This window comes from Streptomyces cavernae (assembly GCF_004023625.1).
Taxonomy (GTDB): domain Bacteria; phylum Actinomycetota; class Actinomycetes; order Streptomycetales; family Streptomycetaceae; genus Streptomyces; species Streptomyces cavernae.
In genome coordinates this window covers 101,277-125,536 of sequence record NZ_RPDJ01000008.1, presented here as the reverse complement: position 1 = coordinate 125,536, position 24,260 = coordinate 101,277, and the positions used below count along the sequence as shown (strand labels likewise).

Here is a 24,260-nt window from a genome sequence, read left to right as displayed (position 1 = left end):
GGCCCGAGTCGTTTACGCCGAGTTGATCGGCCGTCACCTCATGCGCGCGGAAGCCGCAGCCGTCCCTCCAACTGCCCCAGCAACTCGCCCAGCAGAAGGCCCAGTTCGCTTTGCCGGTCGCCGTCCAGACCGGACAGCACGTCCGTCTCGTAGGAGAGTTGCTCCGGAAGAATCGCGTCGACGAGGTCGCGGCCCGCGTCGGTCAGCCGTACATGGGCGACGCGGCGGTCCCGCGTGTCGGCCCGGCGCTCGACCAGTTCCCGCTCGGTCAGCTGCTTGAGGCGCTTGGTGACGGCCGCGCCGGAGGAGAAGGTCTCCCGGGCGAGTTCACCGGGGGTCAGTTCGTGGCCGGTGCGGCGCAGGGTGGCCAGGACGTCGAACTCGGGCCGGGTGAGCCCGGCCCGGCGCAGCGGCGCGTCCTCGGCCTGCTGCAACAGCGCGGCACAGCGGTTGACGCGCCCGATGATCTCCATGGGCGCGGTGTCGATGCCGGGGTGCACGGCCTTCCACTGCCGTACGACGACGGCCACAGTGTCGCCGCCGCCCGGCCCTCCCCGTGCTCCGGAAGTCGCTCCAGCCACCGTGGGGGCCCCGGCCGGGGCCCCGGTCATAGGCGCCTCAGTCGCAGTGGCCCCGGGCGGCGTGCCCCCGGTCGCAGGCCGGTCGGCCCTCGAATCCCCCGTCGCCGCCCGCCCGTTCGCTGCCGTCATGCTTGCGCGCCCTCCAAGGAGTGCGATTCCTGTCGTCGTACCGTCGCCGCGAGCGTACGGTGTCCGTCGCGCTCGGCGCGGACCACCCGCTCGTGCGGCAGGGCGCGCTGCCACCACTCCCCCGCCGCCGCGTCGACGGTGACGCGCAGTTCGACGAGCGTGGCGGCCAGGGCCTGGCGGGCGGACTCCAGGGCGCCCGGGTCCACCCGTGCGTCGGCCCCTTCCCGGGCCACGAGGCGTACGGCGTCCGCTTGGGCACGCTCGGTGGCCGCGAGCGCCTGCTCGACCCGGTCGCCGGCCCGGCGGTTGGTGACGGCGATCGCCGCCACGAACCCGACGGACACGCCGACGAGGGTGTCCACGACCCGATCGGTCATCAGCTCGCCGGGCTGCTGGAACCCCGGGAACTCGGTGATCAGCAGCGCCATCGGGGTCACACAGATACTGCCGAGCCAGTAGTTGCGGGCGATCAGCGCCTCGGTGGCGAAGTTGAGGACGAGGCAGCACAGCACCATGGCGACCGGCCCGAGATGGGCGAGCGGGGCGACTGCGGCGAAGAACAGCACCCCGACGAGGTTGCCGACCATGCGCTGCACGCCCCGGCTCCAGGTGAGGGTGAGGTTCGCCTGGTAGAGGGAGGCCGCGGTCACCAACGCCCAGTACGGACGGCCGACACCGAGCCCCAGCGAGGCATACCCGGCGAGCGCACAACCGAGCGCCGTGCGCAGGGCGACGGGAAGCAGGGGCGTGAGCGTCTGCCGTACGAGGCGTCGGGCGCGGAGCACGACCGCCACCGGGACACGGAGCGCGACGGACACCCCGGCACGCCTTGCGACCGACATCCCGGCATCCCGTGCGACCGGCGATCCGTATTCGTCCACGGCCTCCCGGGCACCCCGGGTGGGCGGATCGTCAGCGAGATCGCCGGGGTGCGGGACCGGCCCGGTGCCGAGCACGGCGCGGGCCCAGGCGCGCAGTTGTCCGGAGTCCGTGGCGTCCTGCGCGGCGAAGGCCGTCTCGGCCCGGACGACGAGCCGTTCGAGAGCCCGCCGAGGCGCGGAGCGGACGCCGGCGGCGTGCAGCGACTGCCAGGCGGCGTGGATGGCGGCGGCCGCGGCGACGCGGGCCCGGTGACGGGCATCCGGTTCCGCTTCGGCCCGCGCGGCTGCCGAGGCCGCCTCGGCGTACGCGGCGGTGGCGTTCAGCGCCCGTGCGGTCGCCCGGCGCTCCGGGCCGTGCGGGCGGAGCAGGCCGGGTGCCATGGCCACGGCCCACCCCCAGGCCCCCGCGACCGCGGCCAGCGCGAGGTGCCCGGGGACCTGGTCGAGCGTCTGGGGCATGAACAGCGCGGCCGAGCTGACGAAGCTGAAGATCACATGGGCGGGCGGCCCGGTCCTGGCGACGTCGCAGAGCGTCTTCTGGACGGCGGCCAGCAGTGCCCCGACCGTCACCAGCACCACACCGGAGGACGTCAGCGAGGCGGTCACCAGGCCCACCGCCAGGCCACCGAGCATGCCGAGCACGACTCCGGTCAGGGTGCGGGCGCGGGCGGCGTACGGGAGGTGGTGGCCGTACAGCGCGCACAGCGATCCGGCCATGGTGTACAGCGCCAGATCCAGCCGCCCGAGCGCCAGCAGCGTCAGATTCGGGACGGCGACCGCCACGACGACGCTCAGCGCGGGCTTGAACCAGATGTCGGAGGGACGGCCGACACGCAGAACTCCGGCGAGGGGAAGCGAGGGCATGGCGTGAACGTTAGCATGTATTTTACTCGTGAAACATCTGCCTGAGCCGTCGGCTCGGGGCGACAGCCGGGGGCGGCCGCGTCGGCCCGACGCGTCGGGCCGCGTTCCCGGCACCCGCGGGCCGCACTCCCGGCACCCGCGCCCCCTGCGCGCCCGCGCGCATCCTTGCGCCCGCATGTGTGTCACCGTTCATGGGCATCTCCTCCCCGGATGTCCGACACCGGCCGACCGGGGAGGTGCTCGGTGCACGGATCGGCTGCGGCGGGCTGGTTGCTCGTGGCGCTGTGCGCGGCGACCGGGGCGTACTGTCTGCTGCGGATGCGCAGCCGCGTGGAGGAACAGCGACGGAGCGCGGGCGGTGAGGCGCTCATGGGGTTCGGGATGGCCGCGATGGCGCTCCCGGCCGTGGTGGTGACGCCGCCGCGTTGGGCGTGGCTCGGGTGCGTGGTGGTGTTCGGCGGGGCCGGCGTGCGGGCGCTGTGGGCGGCGCGTACTGGAGCGCACCATCTGCATCATCTGATCGGCGCCCTCGCCATGGTCTACATGGCGTGGGCGATGGCAGCGGCTCCGGCCACGGCGCACGCCGCGCACGCCACGGCGTCCGGGACGCCGCCGGTGTCCCCCGGGAGCCCGCTGCTCACCGGAGCGCTCCTGCTCTACTTCGCCGGATACGTCATCTGGTCCGGTGTCCGGCTGCTGCCGCTGGAGACGGCCGTGGCCGGACCGGTCGGCGGGCCGCACCGGAGAGGAACGAACAGCAGCGGAACCCAGAGCGGCGGAACCCAGGGCAGCGGAATCGAGGGCAGCGGAATCGAGGGCGGCTGGGCGGACCGGCCCGAAGTGGCACGGGCGTGCCGGCTGTCGATGGGCATCGGGATGCTCGCGATGCTGCTCGCGGTGTGAGACCGCACGCCGGCCCGGCTGTACGAAACCGTGGTCTACGTCACTTGCCGCGTGTGGCCATACCCTCAACGGCCCCCCGCTCATAGGCTGCGCCCATGATGGTCCCCGCGGCACTGTTGCTGCTCGGCGCCCTGGTCGCCGTCGTCGCCCCGCGGTTACTCGCCCGGGCCGACTGGTTGGACCGGGAACCGGTGGTCGCGCTGTGGGCGTGGCAGTGTGTCGTGGCGGCCGTCCTGCTGTGCTGTGCGCTGTCGATGACCCTCAGTGCCTCCGCCGCCTGGCAGGCCGTGCGCGGCCAGGTCTTCGCCCCGGCGCCGAACTCCGTGGTGGACGCCTACGCCCTGGGCGCGTCCGGGCCCTGGGCGGCGACGACCGCCGTGGCGCTGGCCTGCGGCGGCCTGTGGACCGCGGCCATGCTGACGCGTGAGATCGTCCGGGCCCGCGCCCGCCGCAAGCGCAGCCGCGCCGACCTGCTCGTCCGCGCCCCGCTGTTGCCCGGCGAGGAGCGCCGTCGCAACCGGCTGGTGGTTCTGGAAAGCGACCGTCCCGACGCCTGGTGGCTGCCCGGAGCCGCCGGCAAGGCGCCCCAACTGGTCGTCACCACCGCCGCGTTGCGCCGGCTCAAGGGCAAGCAGTTGGACGCCGTGCTGGCCCACGAGAAGGGACACGCACAGGCCCGGCACGACTGGCTGTTGCACTGCTCGGCGGCGTTGGCGGGCGGCTTTCCGCAGGTGCCGGTGTTCGCCGCGTTCCGCGACGAGATGCACCGGCTGGTCGAACTCGCCGCCGACGACGTCGCCTCGCGCCGCTTCGGCCGGCTGACCATCGCCCTGGCGCTGGTGGAACTCAACGAGGACCGCGGGGTGTTCGGGCCCTGTCCGACCCCGCAGACCCATGTGCCACAGCGGGTGAACCGGCTGCTGACGCCGCCGGACCGGCTCACGGCGGCGCGCAAGCTGCGGTTGACCGCGGCCGCGGCGCTGGTACCGGTCGTACCGCTGCTCGTGACGTTCGTACCGGCGCTGCGCGCGCTGGGCTAGTGCCCCGACAGGCGGAGTCCTTCGGATCGCCCCGGGCACCGGACCCGGGGCGTCCGCCCCGCCCGGTCCCGGCCCAGACCCCGCACAGGTCCGGCCTGAGTGCCCCGGCCGGAACGATCCCGGCCGAGTGCCCCGGCGGGATCGCTCCGGATCGCGTGAGCCGGCCGGAGCGATCCGGACCGCGTGACCCCACCCGAGCGATCCGGACCGCGTGACCTGGCCGGAGTGATCCGGTCCGCCGCCTGCGATGTTGGCATCAGGCCCCGGGTGTCGGCGAGGATCACTTCATGCACTCCCCGCCGACGACCTCCTCCGACCGTCACGCGGCGCGAAAGGCCCTCCGCGCAGCGCTCGCCCTGGCCGCGCTCTCCACCCTCCTCCTGGTCCTGGTCGTCGCCTCCTGGGCACCACTCATGACCCTGGACGGCGACATCGCGCGCACCACCCACCGCTGGGCCGTCGAGGAGTACGGCCTCACCCGGACCAGTCGCATCCTCACGGACTGGGTGTGGGACCCCGTCACCATGCGTGCGTTGGGCGCGGTCACCGTCGTCTGGATGGTGTGGCGCCACGCCCTGTGGTGGCAGGCACTGTGGGTGGTGGTCACCGTGGCCCTGGGCACCTTGCTGCAACAGGGCCTCAAGGCCGCGGTCGACCGGGCCCGGCCGGTCTGGCCCGACCCGGTGGACTCCGCCCACTACGCGGCCTTCCCGTCGGGCCACGCGATGACGGCGGCGGTCGTCAGCGGCCTTCTGCTGTGGGTGCTGCGCCCGTTCGCCCGGCGAACGCTCTGGCGCGCGGGTCTCGTGCTGGCCGTCGTCTCCGTGGTCGGTGTCGGACTGACCAGGGTGTGGCTGGGCGTCCACTGGCTTTCGGACGTCGTGGGCGGCTGGCTGCTCGGGGGACTCGTGGTGGTGCTGGCTGTGCTTTCGTACAGGAAATGGGGCACGGAACTCGGCCGACGCTCGCCCGGACCGTTCGGCGGTTCCGCCGCGGGGCCAGGCGCCGGACCAGGCACCGCCGGGCCTGGTTCCGCGGGTCCCGCCGGCCCGGCCAACGGTCCTGCCTGAGCGCCTCCTTGACCCGGGGAGCCGGAACGCCGAAGGATCTGCCCATGGCGATCAAAGGCGTACTCTTCGATTTCTCCGGAACCCTCTTCCGCGTCGAGTCCACCGAGTCCTGGCTGCGAGCCGCGCTCAACGAGGCGGACGTCGAGCTGGCGGAAGACGAGTTGATCAGGTCGGCACAGGAGTTGGAGACGGCCGGGGCGCTCCCGGGCGGTGCCTTCCCGTCCCGTCCGCTGCCCGAGGACCTGGCCGCGCTGTGGCGGATCCGGGACGAGAGCGCCGAGTCGCACCGGGCCGCGTACACGGGGCTCTCGCGGCAGGTGGCCCTGCCCGATCCGGCGCTGCACGACACCCTGTACGCCCGTCACAAGACTCCCGCGGCCTGGCAGCCCTACCCCGACGCGGCCGAGGTGCTCGACGGCCTGCGGGATCGCGGGGTGGCGATCGGTGTGGTGAGCAACATCGGCTGGGACCTGCGGCCCGTCTTCCGTGAGCACGGCCTGGACCCGTATGTGAGCGCGTACGTCCTGTCGTACGAGCACGGCGTCCAGAAGCCGGACCCGCGGCTCTTCGAGATCGCCTGCGCCGGTCTCGGGGTGGCCCCGCAGGACGTGCTGATGGTCGGCGACAGCCGGGAGGCGGACGGCGGGGCGGCGGCGCTGGGCTGCGGGGTGCACTTCGTGGATCATCTGCCGGCGGCCGAGCGGCCCGACGGCCTGCGACCGGTCCTGGCGATGGTGGCCTGAAGGCGCCGCCCACCGTCCGAATGCGATTCACAGCCTGCTGACAGCGGGTGAGAACCCTGGCATCCCGGTCGCAACCCGACGTCGAGTCATCGACCAGAAACCCCTGGTCGCGACGGCGTGTCAACTCGGGCCGCACGCCGCTCCGGGCGATCCCCCGCGTCGCCCGGAGCGGACGGCAGCCCAAAGCCGACCCACAGGGGCGGGCCCGGACGTGCTGAGTATAGTTGGCTGGCAGCCAGTCAACGCAGGAGTTACAGCATGTCCCCGCGCAGCGCCTCGGTCAATGAAGAGTTGCGCCGACGATCGCGGGAACGGCTGCTGCAGGCCGCGGTCGAGTTGGTGAGCGAGCGCGGCTACGAGGCCACGACGCTCGGAGACATAGCGGACCGCGCGGGTTCGGCCCGCGGGCTGGTCTCCTACTACTTCCCCGGCAAGCGGCAGTTGGTGCAGTCCGCGGTGCACCGGCTGATGCACCGCACGCTGGAGGAGGCACTGGAGCGCGAGCCGGGCACGGAGGACGGCCGGGAGCGGATGGCGCGGGCCATCGACGCGATCCTGGGCCTGACTCGGGATCATCCGGTGCTGATGCGCACCCACATGGCGGGAATACTGCAAGGCGAGGGTCTCGTGCGGTGCCCCGAGCAGCAGCGGCTGGCCGAACTGCTGCGGGACACCGTCGCCCGGTACGGGTCGGCGGACGCCGACACCGACTATCCCATGTTGCGTGCCCTGCTGATGGGCGCCGTGTACGCGGCCCTGGTGCCGGGAGTGCCCATGCCGCTGTCGACGCTGCGCGGTGAACTGTTCCGGCGCTACCGGCTCGACGGTGCACAGGGGACCCCGCCGGGCACCGAAGGGCCCGGCGGAGCGGCGTGCATCGCTGACCTGTCGCGCTTCTTCGCCACGGAGAGCCGAGCGACGACTGCCCCCGGCCCGCCGGGGGTTCGGGAGCAGAAGCCGGCGGTTCCCGTGCCGGCGCAGAAGCCGCCGGTTCCGGCGCGGGGACCGGTACCCGGTGGCCAGGAACCGGTACCCGGTGGCCAAGAACCGGTACCCGGGGGCCAGAGACCGGCGCCCGGAGCACTGGAACCGGCGCCCGGGGCACTGGAATCGGCGCCCGGGGCACTGGATTCGGCCGTTCCCGCGCGCGGGCAGACGGTTCCCGCGCGCGGACAGACGGGTGGCACGAACGGCCCGACGGCTCAGTCGAAGTAGTCCGGCTGCGTCTGGACGTTCAGCTCCTTCAGACGGACCTTCTTCGCCGGGTCCGTCAGCCGGTCGCTGATCTTCAGGACGTCAAAGCCCTTGACCATGTCGTTCGAGTAGATGTAGCCGTTGTAGTAGTACGCCGACCAGGAACCGCCGCCCGTGAGCGCGTCGGTGCTGAGGGGACCGCGCTCGAAGTACGCGACCTCCTTCGGCTTGGCGGAGTTGGTGAAGTCCCAGACGGAGATGCCGCCCTGGTACCAGGCCTGGACCATGAGGTCCTTGCCCTTGACCGGGATCAGCGAGCCGTTGTGGGCGACGCAGTTCTCGGTGTCCGCCTGGTGCCGCGGGATCTTGTAGTAGCTGCGGAAGACCAGCTTGCGCTTGTCGCCCTTGCCAACGATGTCGTAGATGCCGTCGGCGCCGCGGTTGGGGCCGATCGCCGCGTTGCAGGTGGCCGCGCCGCCGCCGCCCAACTCGTCGGTGAAGATGACCTTGTTGGCCTTCTGGTTGAAGGTCGCCGAGTGCCAGAACGCGAAGTTGACGTTGTCCTGGACCTGGTCGATGACCTTCGGGTTCTCCGGGTCCTTGATGGAGAACAGGATGCCGTCGCCCATGCAGGCGCCCGCCGCCAGCTCCTTCTCCGGGAGCACGGTGATGTCGTGGCAGCCGGTGGTCTTGGAGACACCCGGGTTGGTGGGCGAACCGGGGTTGCCGCCGCCGTCGGGACCCTCACCGGGGAAGAGCACCGGGAAGTTCACGATCTTGGCCTTCTCGGGTGCCTTGCGGGGCACCTTGATGACCGAGATACCGTCGTGCGGGGGCTGGCAGTCCGGGAACGACGCGCTCGGCGAGTACGAGGACACGTAGATGTAGACGTTCTTGCGCTCCGGCACCAGGGTGTTGGTGTGCGAGCCGCAGGCCGTCTCGACGGCGGCGACGTACTTCGGGTTCTTCATGTCGCTGATGTCGAAGATCTTCATGCCCTCCCACGAGGACTTCTCCGTGGCCGGCTGGGTGGTGCTGGCACAGGAGTTGTCGCTGCGCGAGGAGTCCGTGGACAGGAAGAGCAGGTCGCCGGAGACGGAGATGTCGTTCTGCGATCCGGGGCACAGCACCTGCGCGACGGTCTTCGGCTTCTTCGGGTTACTGATGTCGAAGATGCGGAAGCCGTCGTAGTTGCCGGCGAAGGCGAACTTGCCCTGGAACGCCAGGTCCGAGTTGGTGCCGGGGAGCGCGTCCTTGGGGACGTTGGCCAGGTGCTCGATGTTGGCGGAGTGGACGATCTCGTCCTTGCCGGGTATCTCACCGCTGTCGATGGCCGCCTTGATGTCGGCCGCCTCGCTCTTCGAGACGCGGTCGGGTGCGGCCGGCGAGTCTCCCGGGTCGGGGGTCGCCACCGCGGGGCCGGCCGTGAGCAGCGCGGCCAGAAGTCCGGCCGCGGCCGTCGCAACTCCCAGACGTCTGCGCCGGGTTCGGCTGGTGCTTAACAGGGTCACTGCATCCTCCCTTGTCGCCGTTCGTACTTGAACGGTGCATGGATCTCCGCAGTATCGTCTGTTCCATGTACAGATCAAAAGGCGGCAACGCACTCGTAATGAAAGTTGCGGTCGCGGCGTCGCTGACCGCCGGCCTGTTATCGCTGGTGGGATGCGACTCCGGATCTGATGGTGAGATCGGTTCCGCGCGGGCGGCGGGACCCTCGGTGATCGCCCCCGGCAAGCCGGGCGAGGCGGCCGAGACGCTCTCCGCGGAGGAGGCCGCGAAGCAGCGCAAGGACGACGACTCGCCGAACACGGCGGATGTCGCCTACGCGCGCATGATGATCGCCCACCACACCCAGGCCCTGGAGATGACCGAACTCGTTCCGCAGCGGGCGGAGGCGAGCGGGGTGAAACGGCTCGCCGAACGGATCGCCGCGGCGCAGGGACCCGAGATCGCCACGATGAAGGGCTGGCTGAAGACCAGCGGTGGCAAGGAGGCTGAAAACGACAAGCCCTCGGACCACGATCACGCCGGGACCTCCGGAATGCCCGGAATGGCGACGGAGGCGCAACTGAAGCAACTACGCGCGGCGAAGGGGAAGGCCTTCGACCAACTGTTCCTGAAGCTGATGATCACCCACCACGAGGGCGCGCTCACCATGGCGGCGGACGTGAAGGCCCAGGGCAACAACATCCGGATCGAGGAAATGGCGGACGATGTGATCGCCCAGCAGACGGCGGAGATCAACCGGATGCGCGACATGGTGTAGATCCCGGTCGCCGACGGGTGGGCGTGGTGCGGGTTTCGGCCGTTTCTCGCGTCGGGGCGTAAGGGTGGGGCGTGGGTTCTCAGCGCTTGCGCAGGGAGGGAGGGGCGTGCTTTCGACCCGTCCGCGTGGATGAGGGGCGCGCGGGCGGGGCGCGCGGGCGGGGCGCGCGGGCGGGGCGCGGAAAAATGTGCGGCTCCGCGCAGCCTCACCCACTCGGACGCTCCCCCACCACCTCCCACGGTGCAATGCTGGAAGCATCCGCGATCTCCTCGAGCAAGGAGTTCCGCAGTGCTGCAGGTAGCCGTGGTCGGCTCGGGCCCCAGTGGGGTCTACACCGCGCAGGGTCTCGTCCAACAGGACCCGGCGGTCCGCGTCGACGTGTTCGACCGACTGCCGTGCCCGTACGGCCTCGTGCGCTACGGCGTCGCCCCGGACCACGAGAAGATCAAGTCCCTGCAGAACAACCTCCGCACCGTCCTGGAACACGAACGGGTGCGGTTCCTGGGCGGAGTCGCGGTGGGAGCCGGCGGACTGGCCCCGGACCGGCTCCTGGAGCTGTACCACGCGGTGGTCTACTGCGTGGGCGCCGCCACCGACCGCCGGCTCGGCATCCCGGGCGAGGACCTGCCCGGCAGCTGGTCGGCGACGGAGTTCGTCTCCTGGTACAGCGCGCACCCCGACAACGTGGCCGACGGCTTCGTCCGGGACGTGCGGGCCGCCGTGGTGATCGGCGTCGGGAACGTCGCCGTGGACGTGACCCGGATGCTGGCCCGCGGCGCGGCCGAGCTGAGCCCCACCGACATGCCCCAGGAGGCCCTCTCCGCGCTTGCGGACAGCCGGGTGACCGAGATCCACATGGTGGGCCGGCGCGGCCCCTCGCAGGCCCGCTTCACCACCAAGGAGCTGCGAGAGCTGGGCGCGCTCCCGGGCACGGACGTGTTCGTGGACGAGCGGGAGCTGGCGCTGGACCCGGCGTATCTCGATCCGTCGGGGCTGCCCGCCGCACAGCGGCGCAACGTGGACGTCCTGCGGGACTGGGCCGCACGGCCACCGCAGGGAGCCTCCCGGCGGATTCGGCCGCGGTTCTTCCTGCGGCCGGTCGAGTTCCTCGCCCACGAAGGCCGCGTGGGTGCCGTGCGCTTCGAGCGGACCGCGCCGGACGGGCACGGCGGGGTGACCGGGACCGGGCAGTACGAGGACGTCGAGGCCCAGTTGGTGCTCCGTTCGGTGGGGTACCGCGGGGTGCCGCTGGAAGGGCTGCCGTTCGACGAGGACAGCGGCACGGTGCCGCACCTGGCCGGACGGGTACTGCGCTCGGGAGCGGTGGCGCCGGGCGAGTATGTGGCGGGGTGGATCAAGCGAGGGCCGACCGGGGTGATCGGAACGAACCGGCCGTGCGCCAAGGAGACGGTGACCTCGCTGCTCGAGGACGCACCCGTCCTCGCACACCGAGCGGTGCCGGACGATCCGCTCGCGCTACTGCGCGCGGCGGGGCTGCGGCCGGTCGAGTGGACCGGATGGCGGGCGATCGAGCGGGCGGAGGCGGAACTGGGGGCCTCGGTGGGGCGGGGTGTGGTGAAGCTGCCGGACTGGGACTCGCTGCTGAAGGCGGCGCGGACGACGACGTCGTAGGGCGCGCGACGCGACCGTATGGCGTGCGCCCGACCTGGCTGTGACGGGGAAGAGGCCCGTGAGGCGGGGAGGCAGGGAGCCGAGGGACCGCCTCGGACGCCGAGGGGACGCCCAGGACGCCGGAGGACACCAGGGACACCGAGGGGACGCCCACCGAGGGGATGCACCCTCGGACGCCGCGGGGACGCACGCCCAGGACGCCGCGGGGACGCACGCCCAGGACGCCGCGGGGACGCACGCCTCGGACGCCGAGGGACCGCCTCGGACGCCGAGGGGATGCCAAGGGCGCCGAGGGGATGCCTAGGACGCCGAGGGGATGCCTAGGACGCCTGGGTCAGGTCAGGCGTCGGTGGCGCCGGCATCGGCGAGACGGGCGGCCTGGCTCGTGGCGGCGGCGAGGACGCTGTCGAGGAGTCCGGGGAACAACGCGTCCAGGTCCTCCTGGCGCAGTCCGTTCATCTTCGCCGTGCCCCGGTAGATCTGCCGGATCACTCCGCTCTCGCGCAGCACCCGGAAGTGGTGCGTGGTCGTGGACTTGGTGACCGGGAGGTCGAAGTGCGAACACGAGAGCTCGTCGCCGACGGCGGCGAGTTCCCGGACGACCTGGAGCCGCATCGGGTCGGCGAGCGCGTGCAGCACGCTCTCCAGGCGGATCTCGTGACGCCCGGGGTGGGGCAGATCGCGGCCGCCTGCGGCGGGAGTCGTGGGTGGGGTGGGGGCGGCGGTCGTCACGACGGCTCCGTTTCCTCGGGGTGCGCTCCGCATCCGTGACGTCTCCGGACGGGGCTCCACCGGACCCCATTGTACGAGAGCTCTCGTAGTTTGACATCCGCCGTACTACGATGGCTATCGTACGAGCCGTACCCGGCCCCGCGCCCGACCCGGCCCCCGGGCTGAACCCGGGGCCGATCTCCGGGCAGAACCCGACTCCGCGACGAATGGAAGCCGCCATGAGCGCCCTCTTCGAGCCCTACCGCCTCCGCGACCTGACCATCCCGAACCGGGTGTGGATGTCCCCGATGTGCCAGTACTCCGCCGCACAGGAGGGGCCCGCGACGGGCGCCCCGAACGACTGGCACTTCGCGCACTACGCGGCGCGGGCGACCGGCGGTACGGGTCTGATTGTCGTCGAGGCCACCGCGGTCGCCCCCGAGGGCCGCATCAGCCCGTACGACCTGGGCATCTGGAACGACACCCAGACCGAGGCGTTCCGCCGGATCACGCGTTTCCTCAAGAGTCAGGGCACGGTGCCGGCGATCCAGCTCGCCCACAGCGGCCGCAAGGCGTCGACCGACCGGCCCTGGAAGGGCGGCGCCCCGGTCGGGACGGACGCGTACGGCTGGCAGCCGATCGGGCCGAGCGCGGTGGCGTTCGACGAGAACCATCGCGTGCCGACGGAATTGACCGTGGACGGGATCCGGGAGATCGTCGGCAGGTTCGCCGACGCGGCGCGGCGCGCCCTCGACGCCGGGTTCGAGGTCGTCGAGGTCCACGGCGCCCACGGCTACCTCATCAACGAGTTCCTCTCGCCGCACTCCAACCACCGCACGGACGCCTACGGCGGCTCGTACGAGAACCGCACCCGCTTCGCGCTCGAGGTCGTGGACGCCGTGCGCGCGGTATGGCCCGAGGACAAGCCGCTGTTCTTCAGAATCTCCGCCACCGACTGGCTTGCTGACGGCGGCTGGACGGCCGACGACACGGTCCGCTTCGCCGCGGAACTGAAGGCGCACGGGGTGGACCTGCTGGACGTCTCGACGGGCGGCAACGCCTCCGGTGTCCGCATCCCGGTCGGTCCCGGCTATCAGGTCCCCTTCGCCGCCCGGGTAAAGGCGGAGACCGCCCTGCCGGTCGCCGCCGTCGGACTCGTCACCGACGCCGAACAGGCCGCGAAGATACTGGCCAACGAGGAGGCCGACGCGGTGCTTCTGGGACGGGAACTGCTGCGCAACCCGTCCTTCGCCCGCCTCGCCGCGCGCGAACAGGGCGCCGAAATCCACGTGCCGGACCAGTACCACCGGTCCGTCTGACACCTGCGGGAGACGGTGGGCAGCCGTCAGCGGGCCATGGCAGGCGCCTGACCGTCCAGACGCGACGGCAGGCGCCTGACCCGTCCAGGCGATGGCAGCGCCTAGCCGTCGGCGGACCGCGGCGAACGCCTGACCGCCAGAACACCGCGATGAACGTCTGACCGCCGGAAGGCACAGGGCGAGGAACACCTGGCCGTCACAGCCCCACAGCGAGCGCCGGCCCTCAGAAGGACCGTCACAACGCCGCGCCGAACGCCTGACCGCCGGAAGGCACGGGGAGAGGAACACCCAGCCGTCGCAAGGCCGCGCGGTCGGCCGCCGGCCGTACCAGGCCGCGCGGCCTCACCGTCAGCTACCTGGCTGCGAGCGCCTGCCACGGCACCCGCCCGTCCCCCGCCTGCCCCCCAGCCGTCACGAGCCGCCCTTAAGGGGTCTTTTCACTATGAGCGTCCGATCAGGTCGCGTGGTCCGGTGCCGTGCATCGCAAGGCGCCGGAAGGTCCTCGTAGCTCCGCTACGAGGACCTTTTGGCAACGCGGCGATGGGGTGCCCCCTGCTCGAGCGCAGCCGAGAGCTTGGGGGAGCGGTGCCAGACCACGCGACCCGGGCGGGCATAGTGAAAGGACCCCTAAGCCCCAGGGCCCCGGTTCACCCCGCCTTGCGTCGCCACTGCGGCTCGACGCGGGCCCAGGCCTCGTCCCACTCCTCCAGACGGCGTTGGTAGAGCCGTCCACGGACGAAACGGCCGCCGCCCCACGGAAGGGCCGCCGCGCTCACGCCGACCAGCACACCGACCATCGACGCCCGCAGCTGGGCCTGCGACGCGCTGGCGGGCCTGCTCACCAGGAAGCCCTCGCGGTCGGTCCAGATGGACACCGCGCTGCCCGCCATGCTGCCGGGTGCGACCCGGGTCTGGCCGGTGTGCTCCGTACCGTCGTCCGCGGTCCAGCCGACCTTCACCCAGACCCGCTCGCCGCTCGCCGCGGCCTTGTCGTCGGCGGGCGGCGCGTTCTCGGCGAGCAGGGCCGAGACAGGGTGCCACTCGGCGCGCTGCCGGGCCAGACTGCTCTCCACCGAGTGCTCCGCCCACAGGCCCGCCCCCATGCCCACCAACAGGATCAGCGCCCACACGCCGAGTCCGACCCAGGCCTCCATACGATCGCTGCGGCGCCGCAGCGAATTGCGCCGCCACCGCCACAGCCAGACCTTCGGGCCACGGAATGCCACCATTCGGGGGCCACCTCCTCACCAGGAACCGCTTTCCCATACGCGGGAGATCGGCGAAGCGCTCACGACCATGAGCCATCACACATCGCGGGGCCGGAACCGCGGGGTGGACGGCACCTGTCCGGCCACCCCGGGTCCGCTAGCGTCGGAAGGGTGAACCAGGCGATGACATTCACGGACGCGTTGGCGGAGGGCCGCACGCTCGTGCTCGACGGCGGCATGTCCAACCAGCTGGAATCCGCCGGACACGACCTCAGCGACGAGCTCTGGTCGGCCCGCCTCCTCGCCGACCGGCCGGAGGAGATCACCGCGGCCCATCTCGCGTACTACGAGGCGGGCGCCGACATCGCCATCACCGCGAGCTACCAGGCCACCTTCGAAGGTTTCGCGCACCGGGGCATCGACCGGGCGGGCACCGCGGAACTGCTGCGCCGGAGCGTCGCCCTGGCGCGCGAGGCGGCCGCCGAGGCGGGCACGGAACGGCCCTTGTGGGTGGCCGCTTCCGCGGGCCCCTACGGGGCGATGCTGGCCGACGGCTCGGAGTACCGGGGCCGGTACGGGCTGAGCGTGGCGGAGCTGGAGCGCTTCCACCGGCCGCGCCTGGAGGTACTCGCCGAGGCGGCGCCCGACGCGCTCGCCCTGGAGACGGTTCCCGACACGGACGAGGCCGAGGCTCTGGTGCGGGCCGTACGCGGCCTCGGCGTGCCGGCGTGGCTGTCGTACAGCGTCGCCGGGGACCGTAGCCGCGCGGGGCAGCCCCTCGAGGAGGCCTTCGCCCTGGCCGCCGACGTCGAGGAGATCGTCGCCGTCGGGGTGAACTGCTGTGCCCCCGAGGACGCGGACGCGGCGGTGGCTCTGGCCGCGAGGGTGACCGGGAAGCCGGTGGTCGTGTACCCGAACAGCGGTGAGACGTGGGACGCGCGGGCCCGGGGCTGGACCGGCCCGGACCGTTTCACGGCGGACCAGGTGACGGGCTGGCGCGCGGCCGGGGCGCGGGTCGTGGGCGGGTGTTGCCGGGTGGGTCCCGCGGCGATCTCGGGCGTGGCCGCGCAGGTACGGGGTGCCGGGGCCTGAGGGTCCCTCCTGCGGTCGACCGGCGCCCGGGGGGAGTCCGTCCCCGCCGAGCCCGCACCGAGGCCCCATCGCCGCTCTGACCAGCTCGAACGGCGCGCCCAGAGGTCACTGTCAGTGGTGGGGTGCAGACTGGCTCGTGTCTGGGACGACGGTGTTTCGGAGGTGGCCGGCATGACGGACGTACTGCTCACGGTGGGCACGCGCAAGGGACTCTTCATCGGACGGCGACGCGGTGGAGCCTGGGAGTTCGACGAGACTCCGTACTTCAACGCGCAGGCCGTGTATTCGGTGGCTATCGACACGCGCGGCGAGACCCCCCGGCTGCTCGCGGGCGCGGACAGCGCGCACTGGGGCCCGTCCGTATTCCACTCGGACGACCTGGGCCGGACGTGGACGGAACCCTCCCGGCCGGCGGTGAAGTTCCCCCAGGACACCGGCGCCTCGCTGGAGCGGGTGTGGCAGTTGCACCCGGCGGCGGCCGAACCGGACGTGGTGTACGCGGGCACGGAACCGGCCGCGCTCTACCGTTCGGAGGACCGCGGCGAGAGCTTCGAGCTCGTCCGCCCCCTGTGGGAGCACCCCACCCGCTCGCAGTGGGCACCGGGCGGCGGCGGAGAAGGACTCCACACGGTGATCACCGATCCGAGGGACGCCCGCGCGGTGACGATCGCCGTCTCCGCGGCCGGGGTGTTCCGCACGCAGGACGGCGGGCAGAGCTGGCGGCCCTCCAACGCGGGTGTCTCCGCGGTGTTCCTGCCGGACCCCAACCCCGAGTTCGGCCAGTGCGTGCACAAGATCGCGCAGGACGCGGCGACTCCGGACCGGCTCTATCTGCAGAACCACTGGGGCGTGTACCGGAGTGACGACGGTGGTGCGCGGTGGAACGACATCGGCGAGGGCCTGCCGTCCACGTTCGGCTTCGCCGCCGTCGCGCACCCGCACCGCGGTGACACCGCGTACGTGTTCCCGATCAACGCGGACGCCGACCGGGTCCCGGCCGATCGGCGCTGCCGGGTCTTCCGCACGGCGGACGCGGGCAAGAGCTGGGAGCCGCTCTCGGCGGGGCTCCCGCAGGAGGACCACTACGGCACGGTGCTGCGCGACGCGATGTGTACGGACGGAGCGGACCCGGCGGGCCTGTACTTCGGCAACCGCAACGGCGAGGTGTACGCGTCGGCCGACGACGGGGACAGCTGGCGCGCGTTGGCCTCGCACCTGCCGGACGTGCTGTGCGTACGGGCGGCGGTGATCGGGTGAGTGTGCGCGTCGCGTACGCGAGCGCGGCCGCACGCGCACGGCAAGACAAGGGGAGGCGGCGGGCGCGGGAACACGGTGTGCGCGTGCGCCGCCGCGGGCCCGGCGCCTCCTGCTCCCGGGGTCAACCAGCGGCCCCGCTCGGTCGGTTACGCCCCCTTCCCGGGCAACGGGCGGAACATCCTCGGTCGTCCTTCGGTCATCGGTTGATCGTCCGTGTGTGCGCGGCAGTAGGGTGACGCCCGTGGCACCACGACCGTTGTATGAAATCGTCGAAGCGGGCTGGGCGAAGGCGCTGGAGCCCGTGGCCGAGAAGATCGCCGCGATGGGTGACTTCCTCCGCGCGGAGATCGGCGCGGGGCGCACCTATCTTCCGGCGGGCCCGAACGTACTGCGGGCCTTCCAGCAACCCTTCGACGATGTAAGGGTTCTGATCGTGGGTCAGGATCCCTATCCCACGCCGGGACACGCCGTCGGACTGTCCTTCTCGGTCGCGCCCGACGTACGGCCGCTGCCGGGCAGTCTGATCAACATCTACCGCGAACTGAACACCGATCTGGGGCTTCCGCAGCCGTCCAACGGCGACCTCACTCCCTGGTCGCGGCAAGGCGTCCTCCTGCTGAACAGGGCGCTGACCACCGCTCCGCGCCGCCCGGGCGCACACCGGGGCAAGGGCTGGGAGGAGGTGACGGAGCAGGCAATCAGGGCGCTGGCCGCGCGTGGCCGTCCACTGGTGTCGATCCTGTGGGGGCGTGACGCCCGTAACCTCCGCCCCCTGCTCGGTGACCTGCCGGCGGTGGAGTCCGCGCACCCGTCGCCGATGTCGGCCGACCGCGGCTTCTTCGGTTCCCGCCCGTTCAGCAGGGCCAACGACCTGCTGGTCAAGCAGGGCGCGCAGCCGGTGGACTGGCGTCTGCCGTGACCATGCCGCGGCACCCGGGTCCGGGCACCGGAGTGACCGGCGCGGACGGTCCGGCCGGCTGCGGCGTTCTCGCCGTCGACTCCGGCGGCTCCGGGGTGCGGGTGGTTGTCGGTACGTCCGGGGGCGAGGCTCTGGCCCGGTCGGCGTCACAACAGGCGGTGCCGACGGGACCGCGCGGCATCGATCCGGGGCATCTGCTGGAACAACTGGTTCCCATGGCCCGGCGGTTGCTGGCCGAGACGGGGCTGAACGGCCTGGGCACGGTCGTCGTCGGTGCCGCCGGTCTCGCCGGTCTCGGGGACGGGCTGCGCGCCGAGTTGCCGTCCGCCCTGATCCGGGAGTTCGGCGCGGGCACGGTCGCGCTCGTCGCGGACGCCGTCACCGCGTACGCCGGTGCGCTCGGTGCGCGTCCCGGCGCGGTCGTGGCGGCCGGTACGGGGCTGATCGCGATCGGTACGAACCTCGAAGCCTGGCGGCGGGCGGACGGCTGGGGTCATCTGCTCGGCGACTGCGGCGGCGGGGCCTGGATCGGCCGGTCCGGGCTGGAAGCGGCGCTGCGCGCCCACGACGGGCGGCGGGGTGGCTCGGCGGAGTTGCTGGCTCGGGCGGAGGCGATGTTCGGCCCGGCTTCCGGGCTGCCGGGCCGGCTGTACCCGCGGACGGACCGTCCCGCGGTCCTCGCCTCCTTCGCGCCCGAAGTGGCGGAGGCGTCCGCGACGGATCCCTCGGCGGCGGCGATCCTGCGAGCGGCGGCGCGGAACATCGCCGAGTCCGCCGCCGCGGTCTGCCCCACCGGGGCGGACACGCAAATCGCCTTCACCGGGGGTCTTTTCCAGCTGGGCACTCCGCTCCTCGTCCCCTTGGAGGAGGAACTGGCCTGCCAAGTCCCGCAGGCGCGGCGTGTTCCGGCCGAGGGCGACCCGCTGCACGGCGCCCTGCGTATCGCCACGGAGCTCGCCGCCGACCGCCTCGCTCTGCCCCGCGACGCGGAGCTGCTCTGCGTCGTGAGCGGGAGCCGAGCCGGCTGAGGTGATCGACAGGGGCTTCAGGCCGGGAGCGTTGTCATGGGCGTGAGACGAGTCCGCTGAACGGGAGTTGAGCACGTCACAGATCAGGACAGTCACACCGTACGGATCACTTCTGATCAGCAAAGAACTCATCCGACAAAACGGGACGGATATCGCTCAGCTGCCCCCTCCCCGAACAGAGGAGCTTCAGTAGCCAGTAACATGCCGCCCCATGAGCTCCCCCACTGGGCCCGCATCCGGCCTGCCTGTACGAATGCCGCGCCCCCGCCAGCCGGGCCGGCACCGCCGTCCCGAACCGCTGGCGGCTCCCGAGGGCGCGCCCGCGCTCCTTCTGGCGGTCCCGGGTGCGCCGGGTACCGCAACCCGCAGCCTTGCCGACGAGGTCGTGAGCATCGCCCGCTCCGAGCTCCCCGGCCTGGACGCGCGCATCGGTTACCTGGACGGCGACGACTCGGAGTTCCCCACACTCCAGTCCGTACTCACACGCGCCGCCGAGGAGCGCACGGCCCGCTATGAGCAGGCCCGCGCCGCCGGTGTGGACGCGCCCCGGCCCGAGGGCCCCGTGGCGGTCGTCGTGCCGCTGCTGGCCGGACCGGACAGCGCGCTGCTGCGCCGTCTGCGCCAGGCAGTCATGGACAGCAAGATCGCGGCCGAACTCACGGACGTCCTCGGCCCGCACCCGCTGCTCGCGGAGGCACTGCACGTGCGGCTGTCCGAGGCGGGTCTGGCCCGCGCCGACCGTGCGCGGCTGTTCACCGTGGCGACGGCGGCGGACGGCATCATTCTCGCCTCCGTCGGTGGCGACGAGGCGGTGCAGGCGGCAGGGATCACCGGGATGCTGCTCGCCGCGCGCCTCGCGGTACCGGTGATGGCGGCGGCGCTGGACCAGGAGGGCGCGATCGCGGCGACGGCCGAGCAGTTGCGTACCTCGGGCTCCCAGCACCTGGCGCTCGCCCCGTACCTGATCGGCCCCGAGCTGGACGACGGCCTGCTGGACGCGGCGGCCAAGGAGGCGGGTTGCTCCGCCGCCGATGCGCTCGGCGCCTATCCGGCGATCGGCAAGCTGGCGCTGTCCAAGTACATGACCGCCCTGGGCATCACCCCTCAGCAGTCGACGGGGGCACCGGTCCGCTGACCGGACGCACGGAGCGCTGAACGCACGACGGAGGGCCCGCCCCACGGGGACGGGCCCTCCGTGCCGCCCGCACGCTTCACGGCGCTTCAGCGGGTCCCGGCGCGGGACCGGTCACCCGGGGCGTCGTCAGCCGAACACCACGCAGGATGCCGCCGGCACCGCGATCGAACCGCTCCGGCGCGGGATCCCGGTCTCCGGGTCCACCGCGAACCAGGTCACGTCGCCGGAGCGCTCGTTCGCCGCGTACAGGAAGCGGCCCGACGGATGGAGGGCGAGGTCGCGGGGCCAGGCGCCGCCGCAGGGCACTGTGGCGACCAGGGTCAGCCCCCCGTCCACCGAAAGCACCGAGAGCACGTCCTGGCCGCGGGTGGCGGTCCACACGAAGCGTCCGTCGGGCGATACGACGATGCCCGACGGGTAGGCGTCGCCGTCCGGGGTGCCGGGCAGCACCGGTGTCTCGGCGAGCGGCCGCAGTTCGCCCTCGGCGGCGTCCCAGCCGCAGACGGTGATGGTCGGCGCAAGTTCGTTGAGCACGTAGGCACGTTCGCCGCCGGGGTGGAAGGCGAGGTGGCGCGGCCCGGAGCCGGGACGCAGGGCGGTCTCGCGGTGCACCACGGGCGCCCCGTCGACGAGTGTGTACACCCGGACCGAGTCCGTTCCGAGGTCCACGCCGAGCAGCCGGCGTCCGCTCGGGTCGGGCAGGACCTGATGGGCGTGCGGCGCTTCCTGGCGTGCGGTGTCGGGGCCGGAGCCCTGGTGCGCCAGGACGCCCGACACCTTGTCCGCCAGGCCGCCGTCGGGGCGTACCGGCACGGCGCTGAAGCTGCCGGAGCTGTAGTTCGCCGTGAGGACGTGCCCGTCGAAGACCGTCAGGTGCGTGGGGTCGCTGCCGTCGACCGGGACCGGGTCCCCGGCCGGCTCGGGCATGTCACCGGTCACCCGGAACGCGGCGACCGCGCCGTCGTCCGTCTCGCTGACCGCGTAGAGCATGTCGCCCGCGAGGGCCAGATAGGAGGGGTTCGCGACCCCGTCCAGCGCGCCCAGGGCCGTCAGCGCGCCCGTCCCCTCTTCCAGTGCGGCGGTGAGGACACCCAGGCCTCCCGCCGTGGTGAACGACCCGATGAACGCCCGTCCGTGCCGTCTGCCGGCCCCAGCCACCGCCACTGCCGTCCCCTCTCCGTGCGCGCCCCGCGGGGGCGATTGGGGGCGAAGATAGCAGGCGGTCTAGACCAAATGGAGGTGGGGTCGACGTTTCCCCGCCGGATCAGGCCCTCACCAGCGGTGCGGCGAGCGCGGCCAGTGCGCGTTCCAGACCCTCGAGATGTACGAGGGCCCGGTCGGCACCGGGGTGGTGGCCGGGTGCCGCAGCGCCGGCCGAGGCACCGGTCGGCGCCTCTGCGGCCTTCCCCGGTACCGCCCCCACCAACGTCTCGATCGCCGCCTCGACCCGTCGGCAGGCGGCGGTGAGCCGGGCGTCGTGCGAGGCGTCCGGGTCGGCGGCGACGGCGGCGAGCCCCCGTGCCTCCCGTGCGCAGTCGTCGAGCAGGGCCAGCACCTGACGGGCCCGCGCCTTGCGTGCCCGCAGCGGGTTGAGCGGATGCACCAGGGGCGCGACCGCCGTACGCAACCTGCCGAGCAGCGCCTCCAGTTCGGCGGCCCGCGGTGCCGGGTCCGCGGTGGGGTCCCCGGCGAGCCGTGCGGCCGTCTGGGCGGTGCAGGCGTGCACCGCGTGCAGGGCCCGCTGCAGCCAGCCGTCCGTGACGGCGTCCGTGGTGACCGGCAGGACCAGCGCGACGGCGAGCGCGGCACCGACCGCGCCGGCCGCGGTCTCGGCGAGCCGCAGCGCCAGCAGCCCCGGGTCCAGCACCCCGAGCAGCCCGTACAGCAGGCTCGCCAGGACCGTGACGAACAGCATCATCCAGGTGTAGGAGACCGGGGCGGAGTAGAAGATGCCGAAGACACACACCGCGACCAGGGCCGCCGTGGGCACCCCGGCGCCGTGCAGCGGGACGACGGCGGCCAGGCCCACGGCGATCCCGATCACCGTGCCCAGGCCCCGCCGGAAACCCCGGACCAGCGTCTCGCCGCGCGAGGTGGTGTTCACGAAGATCCACCAGGTCGCGCCGACGGCCCAGTACCAGCGCTGCTCGGAGAGGAGCTGACCCACGACCAGGGCGAACGCGGCGGCGGCGGTGGCCTGGACCGCTTGACGGGTGGTCGTACGGGAAAGCCCCCGGCCCACGGGCGGGGCAGGCACCGCGGCGGGCGGCAGCCTGTGCTCGTAGCACCACAGCCCGAAACGGACGGCCGAGGAGGCGAGCAGGGACAGGGCCACGGCGGCGTACAACTCGGGCAGTTGCCCGGGAGTCGTGCGAAGGAACTGCGCCACGAAGAACGTCATGAACGCGAACACCCCGAGGCTGTGCCCGCGCGGCCCCCAGCGACGGACGTAGACGCCCGCGCCGACGACGGCGAGGAAGGTCAGATCACGGGCGACCGGAGCATCGTGCAGCGCGGCGGCGAGGGCCAGGACGGGGAACCCGACGGCGGGCAGCAGCGCGGTGGTGACGGCCTGCCCGCGCACGGTCGCGTCGGTGACCGTGAACAGCGCGAGCACCGCCGCGAGCCCGCCCGTGACGGCCGCCACGAGCGAGTGACCGGCGAAACCGCAGACGGTCACGGCCAGGCCGACGCCGAGCACGGCCCGGGCCGCGGCGCGCAACCGCAGACGCCCCGGATCCGGAGCCACGAACGCCCTCTTCAGCACCGCTGCACACCCGTCCTTCCGCCGCACGGCACGCATGGAAAAGGCGCCGCGGGGATCCGCAGCGCCATCGACGCGTACATGAGAGCATTCGAGGAACCCGTGGCTCAAGCGAAGCCCGTCGGAGTGGGCCATTGGCCCAGCGAAGGAGAACCACGGGGTGCCGGAAGGAGACCAACGGACCATGCCCGTGGACGCACTCGACACCCGCATCCTGCGGCTCCTGCTTCAGCAGCCGCGCACGAGCGTCCGGGAGTACGCCCGGATCCTCGGTGTCGCCCGTGGCACGCTCCAGGCGCGGCTGGACCGTCTGGAACGGGACGGGGTGATCACCGGCACGGGTCCGTCCCTGTCCCCCGCCGCACTCGGTCATCCCGTGCTGGCCTTCGTGCACATCGAGGTCACCCAGGGCCATCTCGACGAGGTCGGTGAGGCGCTCGCCGCCGTGCCGGAGATCGTCGAGGCGTTCTCGATCACCGGCGGTGGCGATCTGCTGACGCGTGTCGTGGCGCGGGACAACGGGCACCTGGAGGACGTGATCCAGAAGCTGATCAGCCTGCCCGGCGTCGTCCGCACCCGGACCGAAGTGGCGCTGCGTGAGCGCGTGCCGCACCGGCTGCTCCCGCTCGTCGAGTCGGTCGGCCGGGCCGCGGGAATCGGGACCGCCGGAAACCAGGCCACGGGAAGCCGGCCGGCCGGAAACCCCGCCACGGGAAGCGGGACCGCCGGAAACCCCGCCACCGGAAGCAGGACCGCCGGAAGCTCCGCCACCGGAAGCCGGGCCGCCGGGAGGTGAGCGGGCGCCCCCTTGGCATGCTGGACGTCATGAGCTCTCTCTCGGTCATCTTCGATCTCGACGGCACCCTGGTGGACAGCGAGCCCAACTACTTCCAGGCGGGCCGTCAGATGCTGGCCGACCACGGCATCACCGGCTTCACCTGGGCCGACCATCAGAAGTACGTGGGGATCAGCACCCAGGAGACCATCGCGCTGTGGAAGGAGCGGTACGGGATCGAGACCCCGCTCGACGTCCTCCTCGCGGACAAGAACCGCCGCTATCTGGCCCTGGCCCGGGCCTCGACCCGGGTGTTCCCGGAGATGCGCGCGCTCGTCGACCTGCTGGCCGACGCCGGTGTGCCGATGGCGGTGGCCTCTGGCTCCACCCGGGAGGCCATCGACGCGATCCTGGCCGGCACGGGCCTCGCCGACCGGCTGACCACGGTCGTCTCGTCCGACGAGGTCGCCCGCGGCAAGCCGGCCCCGGACGTCTTCCTGGAGGCCGCGCGGCGGCTGGGCGCCGATCCGGCGGACTGTGTGGTCCTTGAGGACGCGGCCCCCGGCGCGGAGGCGGCGCACGCGGCCGGGATGCGGTGCGTGGCGATCCCGTACGTCGCCGCGCAGGCCGACGAACCCGGGTTCGCCACCGCGGGACTGCTGGTGCGCGGTGGGCAGGCGGAGTTCCGGGCGCGGGAGGCCTACGACTGGCTGCTGGGGCCCTCGGCCGCACAGCGGCCGGGTCCGTCG

Annotated in this window: 19 protein-coding genes and 3 pseudogenes; 15 read left to right on the top strand and 7 right to left on the bottom strand. The window is 72.6% G+C overall.

Translation table 11 applies throughout. From position 1 onward, the window contains the following. Positions 1-38 precede the first annotated feature (38 nt). Positions 39-710: a MarR family winged helix-turn-helix transcriptional regulator gene (locus EF387_RS20710; protein ID WP_128378086.1), complete on the bottom strand. Its 672-nt coding sequence runs from the start codon at positions 708-710 to the stop codon at positions 39-41. Next, positions 707-2,455 carry an FUSC family protein gene (locus EF387_RS20705; protein WP_128378085.1) on the bottom strand — a complete coding sequence of 583 codons (1,749 nt, stop codon included), beginning with the start codon at positions 2,453-2,455 and terminating at the stop codon, positions 707-709. The genes EF387_RS20710 and EF387_RS20705 overlap by 4 nt, the downstream gene beginning before the upstream one ends. A gap of 243 nt (positions 2,456-2,698) precedes the next feature. Here EF387_RS20705 and EF387_RS20700 point away from each other — a divergent pair, with 243 nt between their 5' ends. From EF387_RS20700 to EF387_RS20680, 5 genes and pseudogenes are all read left to right on the top strand, one after another. Next, complete coding sequence (locus EF387_RS20700; RefSeq protein WP_202918328.1) at positions 2,699-3,358, top strand: DUF5134 domain-containing protein; 660 nt, start codon at positions 2,699-2,701, stop codon at positions 3,356-3,358. A 95-nt stretch (positions 3,359-3,453) separates the two neighbouring features. Beyond that, the gene (locus EF387_RS20695; RefSeq protein ID WP_128378083.1) at positions 3,454-4,398 is read left to right on the top strand and encodes a M56 family metallopeptidase; all 945 of its coding nucleotides are present in this window, start codon (positions 3,454-3,456) and stop codon (positions 4,396-4,398) included. A 287-nt stretch (positions 4,399-4,685) separates the two neighbouring features. Next, complete coding sequence (locus EF387_RS20690; protein WP_128378082.1) at positions 4,686-5,468, top strand: phosphatase PAP2 family protein; 783 nt, start codon at positions 4,686-4,688, stop codon at positions 5,466-5,468. Positions 5,469-5,518: 50 nt separating this feature from the next. Beyond that, entirely contained in the window at positions 5,519-6,211 is a 693-nt protein-coding gene (locus EF387_RS20685) for an HAD family hydrolase (RefSeq protein WP_128378283.1), read from the top strand. Between the two features lie 258 nt (positions 6,212-6,469). Continuing rightward, a pseudogene (locus EF387_RS20680) lies at positions 6,470-7,120 on the top strand (TetR/AcrR family transcriptional regulator); the annotation flags it as partial. A 293-nt stretch (positions 7,121-7,413) separates the two neighbouring features. Here the strand turns inward: EF387_RS20680 and EF387_RS20675 are convergent. Beyond that, positions 7,414-8,916: an LVIVD repeat-containing protein gene (locus tag EF387_RS20675; protein ID WP_128378081.1), complete on the bottom strand. Its 1,503-nt coding sequence runs from the start codon at positions 8,914-8,916 to the stop codon at positions 7,414-7,416. A 65-nt stretch (positions 8,917-8,981) separates the two neighbouring features. Between EF387_RS20675 and EF387_RS20670 the strand changes: the two genes are divergently transcribed. Next, positions 8,982-9,671, top strand: a complete 690-nt coding sequence (locus EF387_RS20670) for a DUF305 domain-containing protein (protein ID WP_128378080.1) — start codon at positions 8,982-8,984, stop codon at positions 9,669-9,671. 288 nt (positions 9,672-9,959) lie between these two features. Beyond that, the gene (locus tag EF387_RS20665; RefSeq protein ID WP_128378079.1) at positions 9,960-11,303 is read left to right on the top strand and encodes an FAD-dependent oxidoreductase; all 1,344 of its coding nucleotides are present in this window, start codon (positions 9,960-9,962) and stop codon (positions 11,301-11,303) included. A 339-nt stretch (positions 11,304-11,642) separates the two neighbouring features. Here EF387_RS20665 and EF387_RS20655 read toward each other — a convergent pair whose 3' ends face one another. After that, on the bottom strand, positions 11,643-12,035 hold the full coding sequence (locus EF387_RS20655; RefSeq protein WP_238431611.1) for an ArsR/SmtB family transcription factor: 393 nt from the start codon (positions 12,033-12,035) through the stop codon (positions 11,643-11,645). 218 nt (positions 12,036-12,253) lie between these two features. On the opposite strand from EF387_RS20655, the gene EF387_RS20650 reads away from it, so the two are divergent. Then, the gene (locus EF387_RS20650) at positions 12,254-13,333 is read left to right on the top strand and encodes an NADH:flavin oxidoreductase/NADH oxidase (RefSeq protein ID WP_128378076.1); all 1,080 of its coding nucleotides are present in this window, start codon (positions 12,254-12,256) and stop codon (positions 13,331-13,333) included. Between the two features lie 647 nt (positions 13,334-13,980). Here EF387_RS20650 and EF387_RS20645 read toward each other — a convergent pair. Next, positions 13,981-14,562 (bottom strand): Rv1733c family protein, encoded by a 582-nt coding sequence (locus tag EF387_RS20645; RefSeq protein WP_128378075.1) that lies wholly within the window; start codon positions 14,560-14,562, stop codon positions 13,981-13,983. 162 nt (positions 14,563-14,724) lie between these two features. On the opposite strand from EF387_RS20645, the gene mmuM reads away from it, so the two are divergent. From mmuM to EF387_RS20620, 5 genes are all read left to right on the top strand, one after another. Then, positions 14,725-15,633, top strand: coding sequence for a homocysteine S-methyltransferase (gene mmuM, locus EF387_RS20640; RefSeq protein WP_128378074.1), 909 nt, complete (start codon positions 14,725-14,727; stop codon positions 15,631-15,633). 114 nt (positions 15,634-15,747) lie between these two features. Beyond that, positions 15,748-16,890 (top strand): WD40/YVTN/BNR-like repeat-containing protein, encoded by a 1,143-nt coding sequence (locus tag EF387_RS20635; RefSeq protein ID WP_128378073.1) that lies wholly within the window; start codon positions 15,748-15,750, stop codon positions 16,888-16,890. A gap of 241 nt (positions 16,891-17,131) precedes the next feature. Next, positions 17,132-17,809, top strand: a complete 678-nt coding sequence (locus EF387_RS20630; protein ID WP_128378072.1) for a uracil-DNA glycosylase — start codon at positions 17,132-17,134, stop codon at positions 17,807-17,809. Between the two features lie 2 nt (positions 17,810-17,811). After that, complete coding sequence (locus EF387_RS20625; RefSeq protein ID WP_128378282.1) at positions 17,812-18,837, top strand: N-acetylglucosamine kinase; 1,026 nt, start codon at positions 17,812-17,814, stop codon at positions 18,835-18,837. A gap of 211 nt (positions 18,838-19,048) precedes the next feature. Continuing rightward, positions 19,049-19,972, top strand: coding sequence for a sirohydrochlorin chelatase (locus tag EF387_RS20620; RefSeq protein WP_128378071.1), 924 nt, complete (start codon positions 19,049-19,051; stop codon positions 19,970-19,972). A 126-nt stretch (positions 19,973-20,098) separates the two neighbouring features. Here the strand turns inward: EF387_RS20620 and EF387_RS20615 are convergent, their stop codons facing one another. Both EF387_RS20615 and EF387_RS20610 read right to left on the bottom strand, forming a co-directional pair. Next, the gene (locus tag EF387_RS20615) at positions 20,099-21,130 is read right to left on the bottom strand and encodes a lactonase family protein (protein WP_128378281.1); all 1,032 of its coding nucleotides are present in this window, start codon (positions 21,128-21,130) and stop codon (positions 20,099-20,101) included. 106 nt (positions 21,131-21,236) lie between these two features. After that, complete coding sequence (locus EF387_RS20610) at positions 21,237-22,739, bottom strand: FUSC family protein (RefSeq protein WP_128378070.1); 1,503 nt, start codon at positions 22,737-22,739, stop codon at positions 21,237-21,239. A 181-nt stretch (positions 22,740-22,920) separates the two neighbouring features. On the opposite strand from EF387_RS20610, the pseudogene EF387_RS20605 reads away from it, so the two are divergent. Together EF387_RS20605 and EF387_RS20600 are read left to right on the top strand one after the other, a co-directional pair. Then, positions 22,921-23,388: pseudogene (locus EF387_RS20605) on the top strand (Lrp/AsnC family transcriptional regulator); the annotation flags it as partial. A 161-nt stretch (positions 23,389-23,549) separates the two neighbouring features. Next, positions 23,550-24,227, top strand: a pseudogene (locus EF387_RS20600) (HAD family hydrolase); the annotation flags it as partial. Between the last annotated feature and the right edge of the window lie 33 nt (positions 24,228-24,260).

Coding starts and splice junctions, on each gene's coding strand:
- EF387_RS20710 (WP_128378086.1), bottom strand. CDS start 710: ATGACGGCAGCGAACGGGCGGGCGGCGACGGGGGATTCGAGGGCCGAC.
- EF387_RS20705 (WP_128378085.1), bottom strand. CDS start 2,455: ATGCCCTCGCTTCCCCTCGCCGGAGTTCTGCGTGTCGGCCGTCCCTCC.
- EF387_RS20695 (WP_128378083.1), top strand. CDS start 3,454: ATGATGGTCCCCGCGGCACTGTTGCTGCTCGGCGCCCTGGTCGCCGTC.
- EF387_RS20690 (WP_128378082.1), top strand. CDS start 4,686: ATGCACTCCCCGCCGACGACCTCCTCCGACCGTCACGCGGCGCGAAAG.
- EF387_RS20670 (WP_128378080.1), top strand. CDS start 8,982: ATGTACAGATCAAAAGGCGGCAACGCACTCGTAATGAAAGTTGCGGTC.
- EF387_RS20650 (WP_128378076.1), top strand. CDS start 12,254: ATGAGCGCCCTCTTCGAGCCCTACCGCCTCCGCGACCTGACCATCCCG.
- EF387_RS20645 (WP_128378075.1), bottom strand. CDS start 14,562: ATGGTGGCATTCCGTGGCCCGAAGGTCTGGCTGTGGCGGTGGCGGCGC.
- mmuM (WP_128378074.1), top strand. CDS start 14,725: ATGACATTCACGGACGCGTTGGCGGAGGGCCGCACGCTCGTGCTCGAC.
- EF387_RS20625 (WP_128378282.1), top strand. CDS start 17,812: ATGCCGCGGCACCCGGGTCCGGGCACCGGAGTGACCGGCGCGGACGGT.
- EF387_RS20620 (WP_128378071.1), top strand. CDS start 19,049: ATGAGCTCCCCCACTGGGCCCGCATCCGGCCTGCCTGTACGAATGCCG.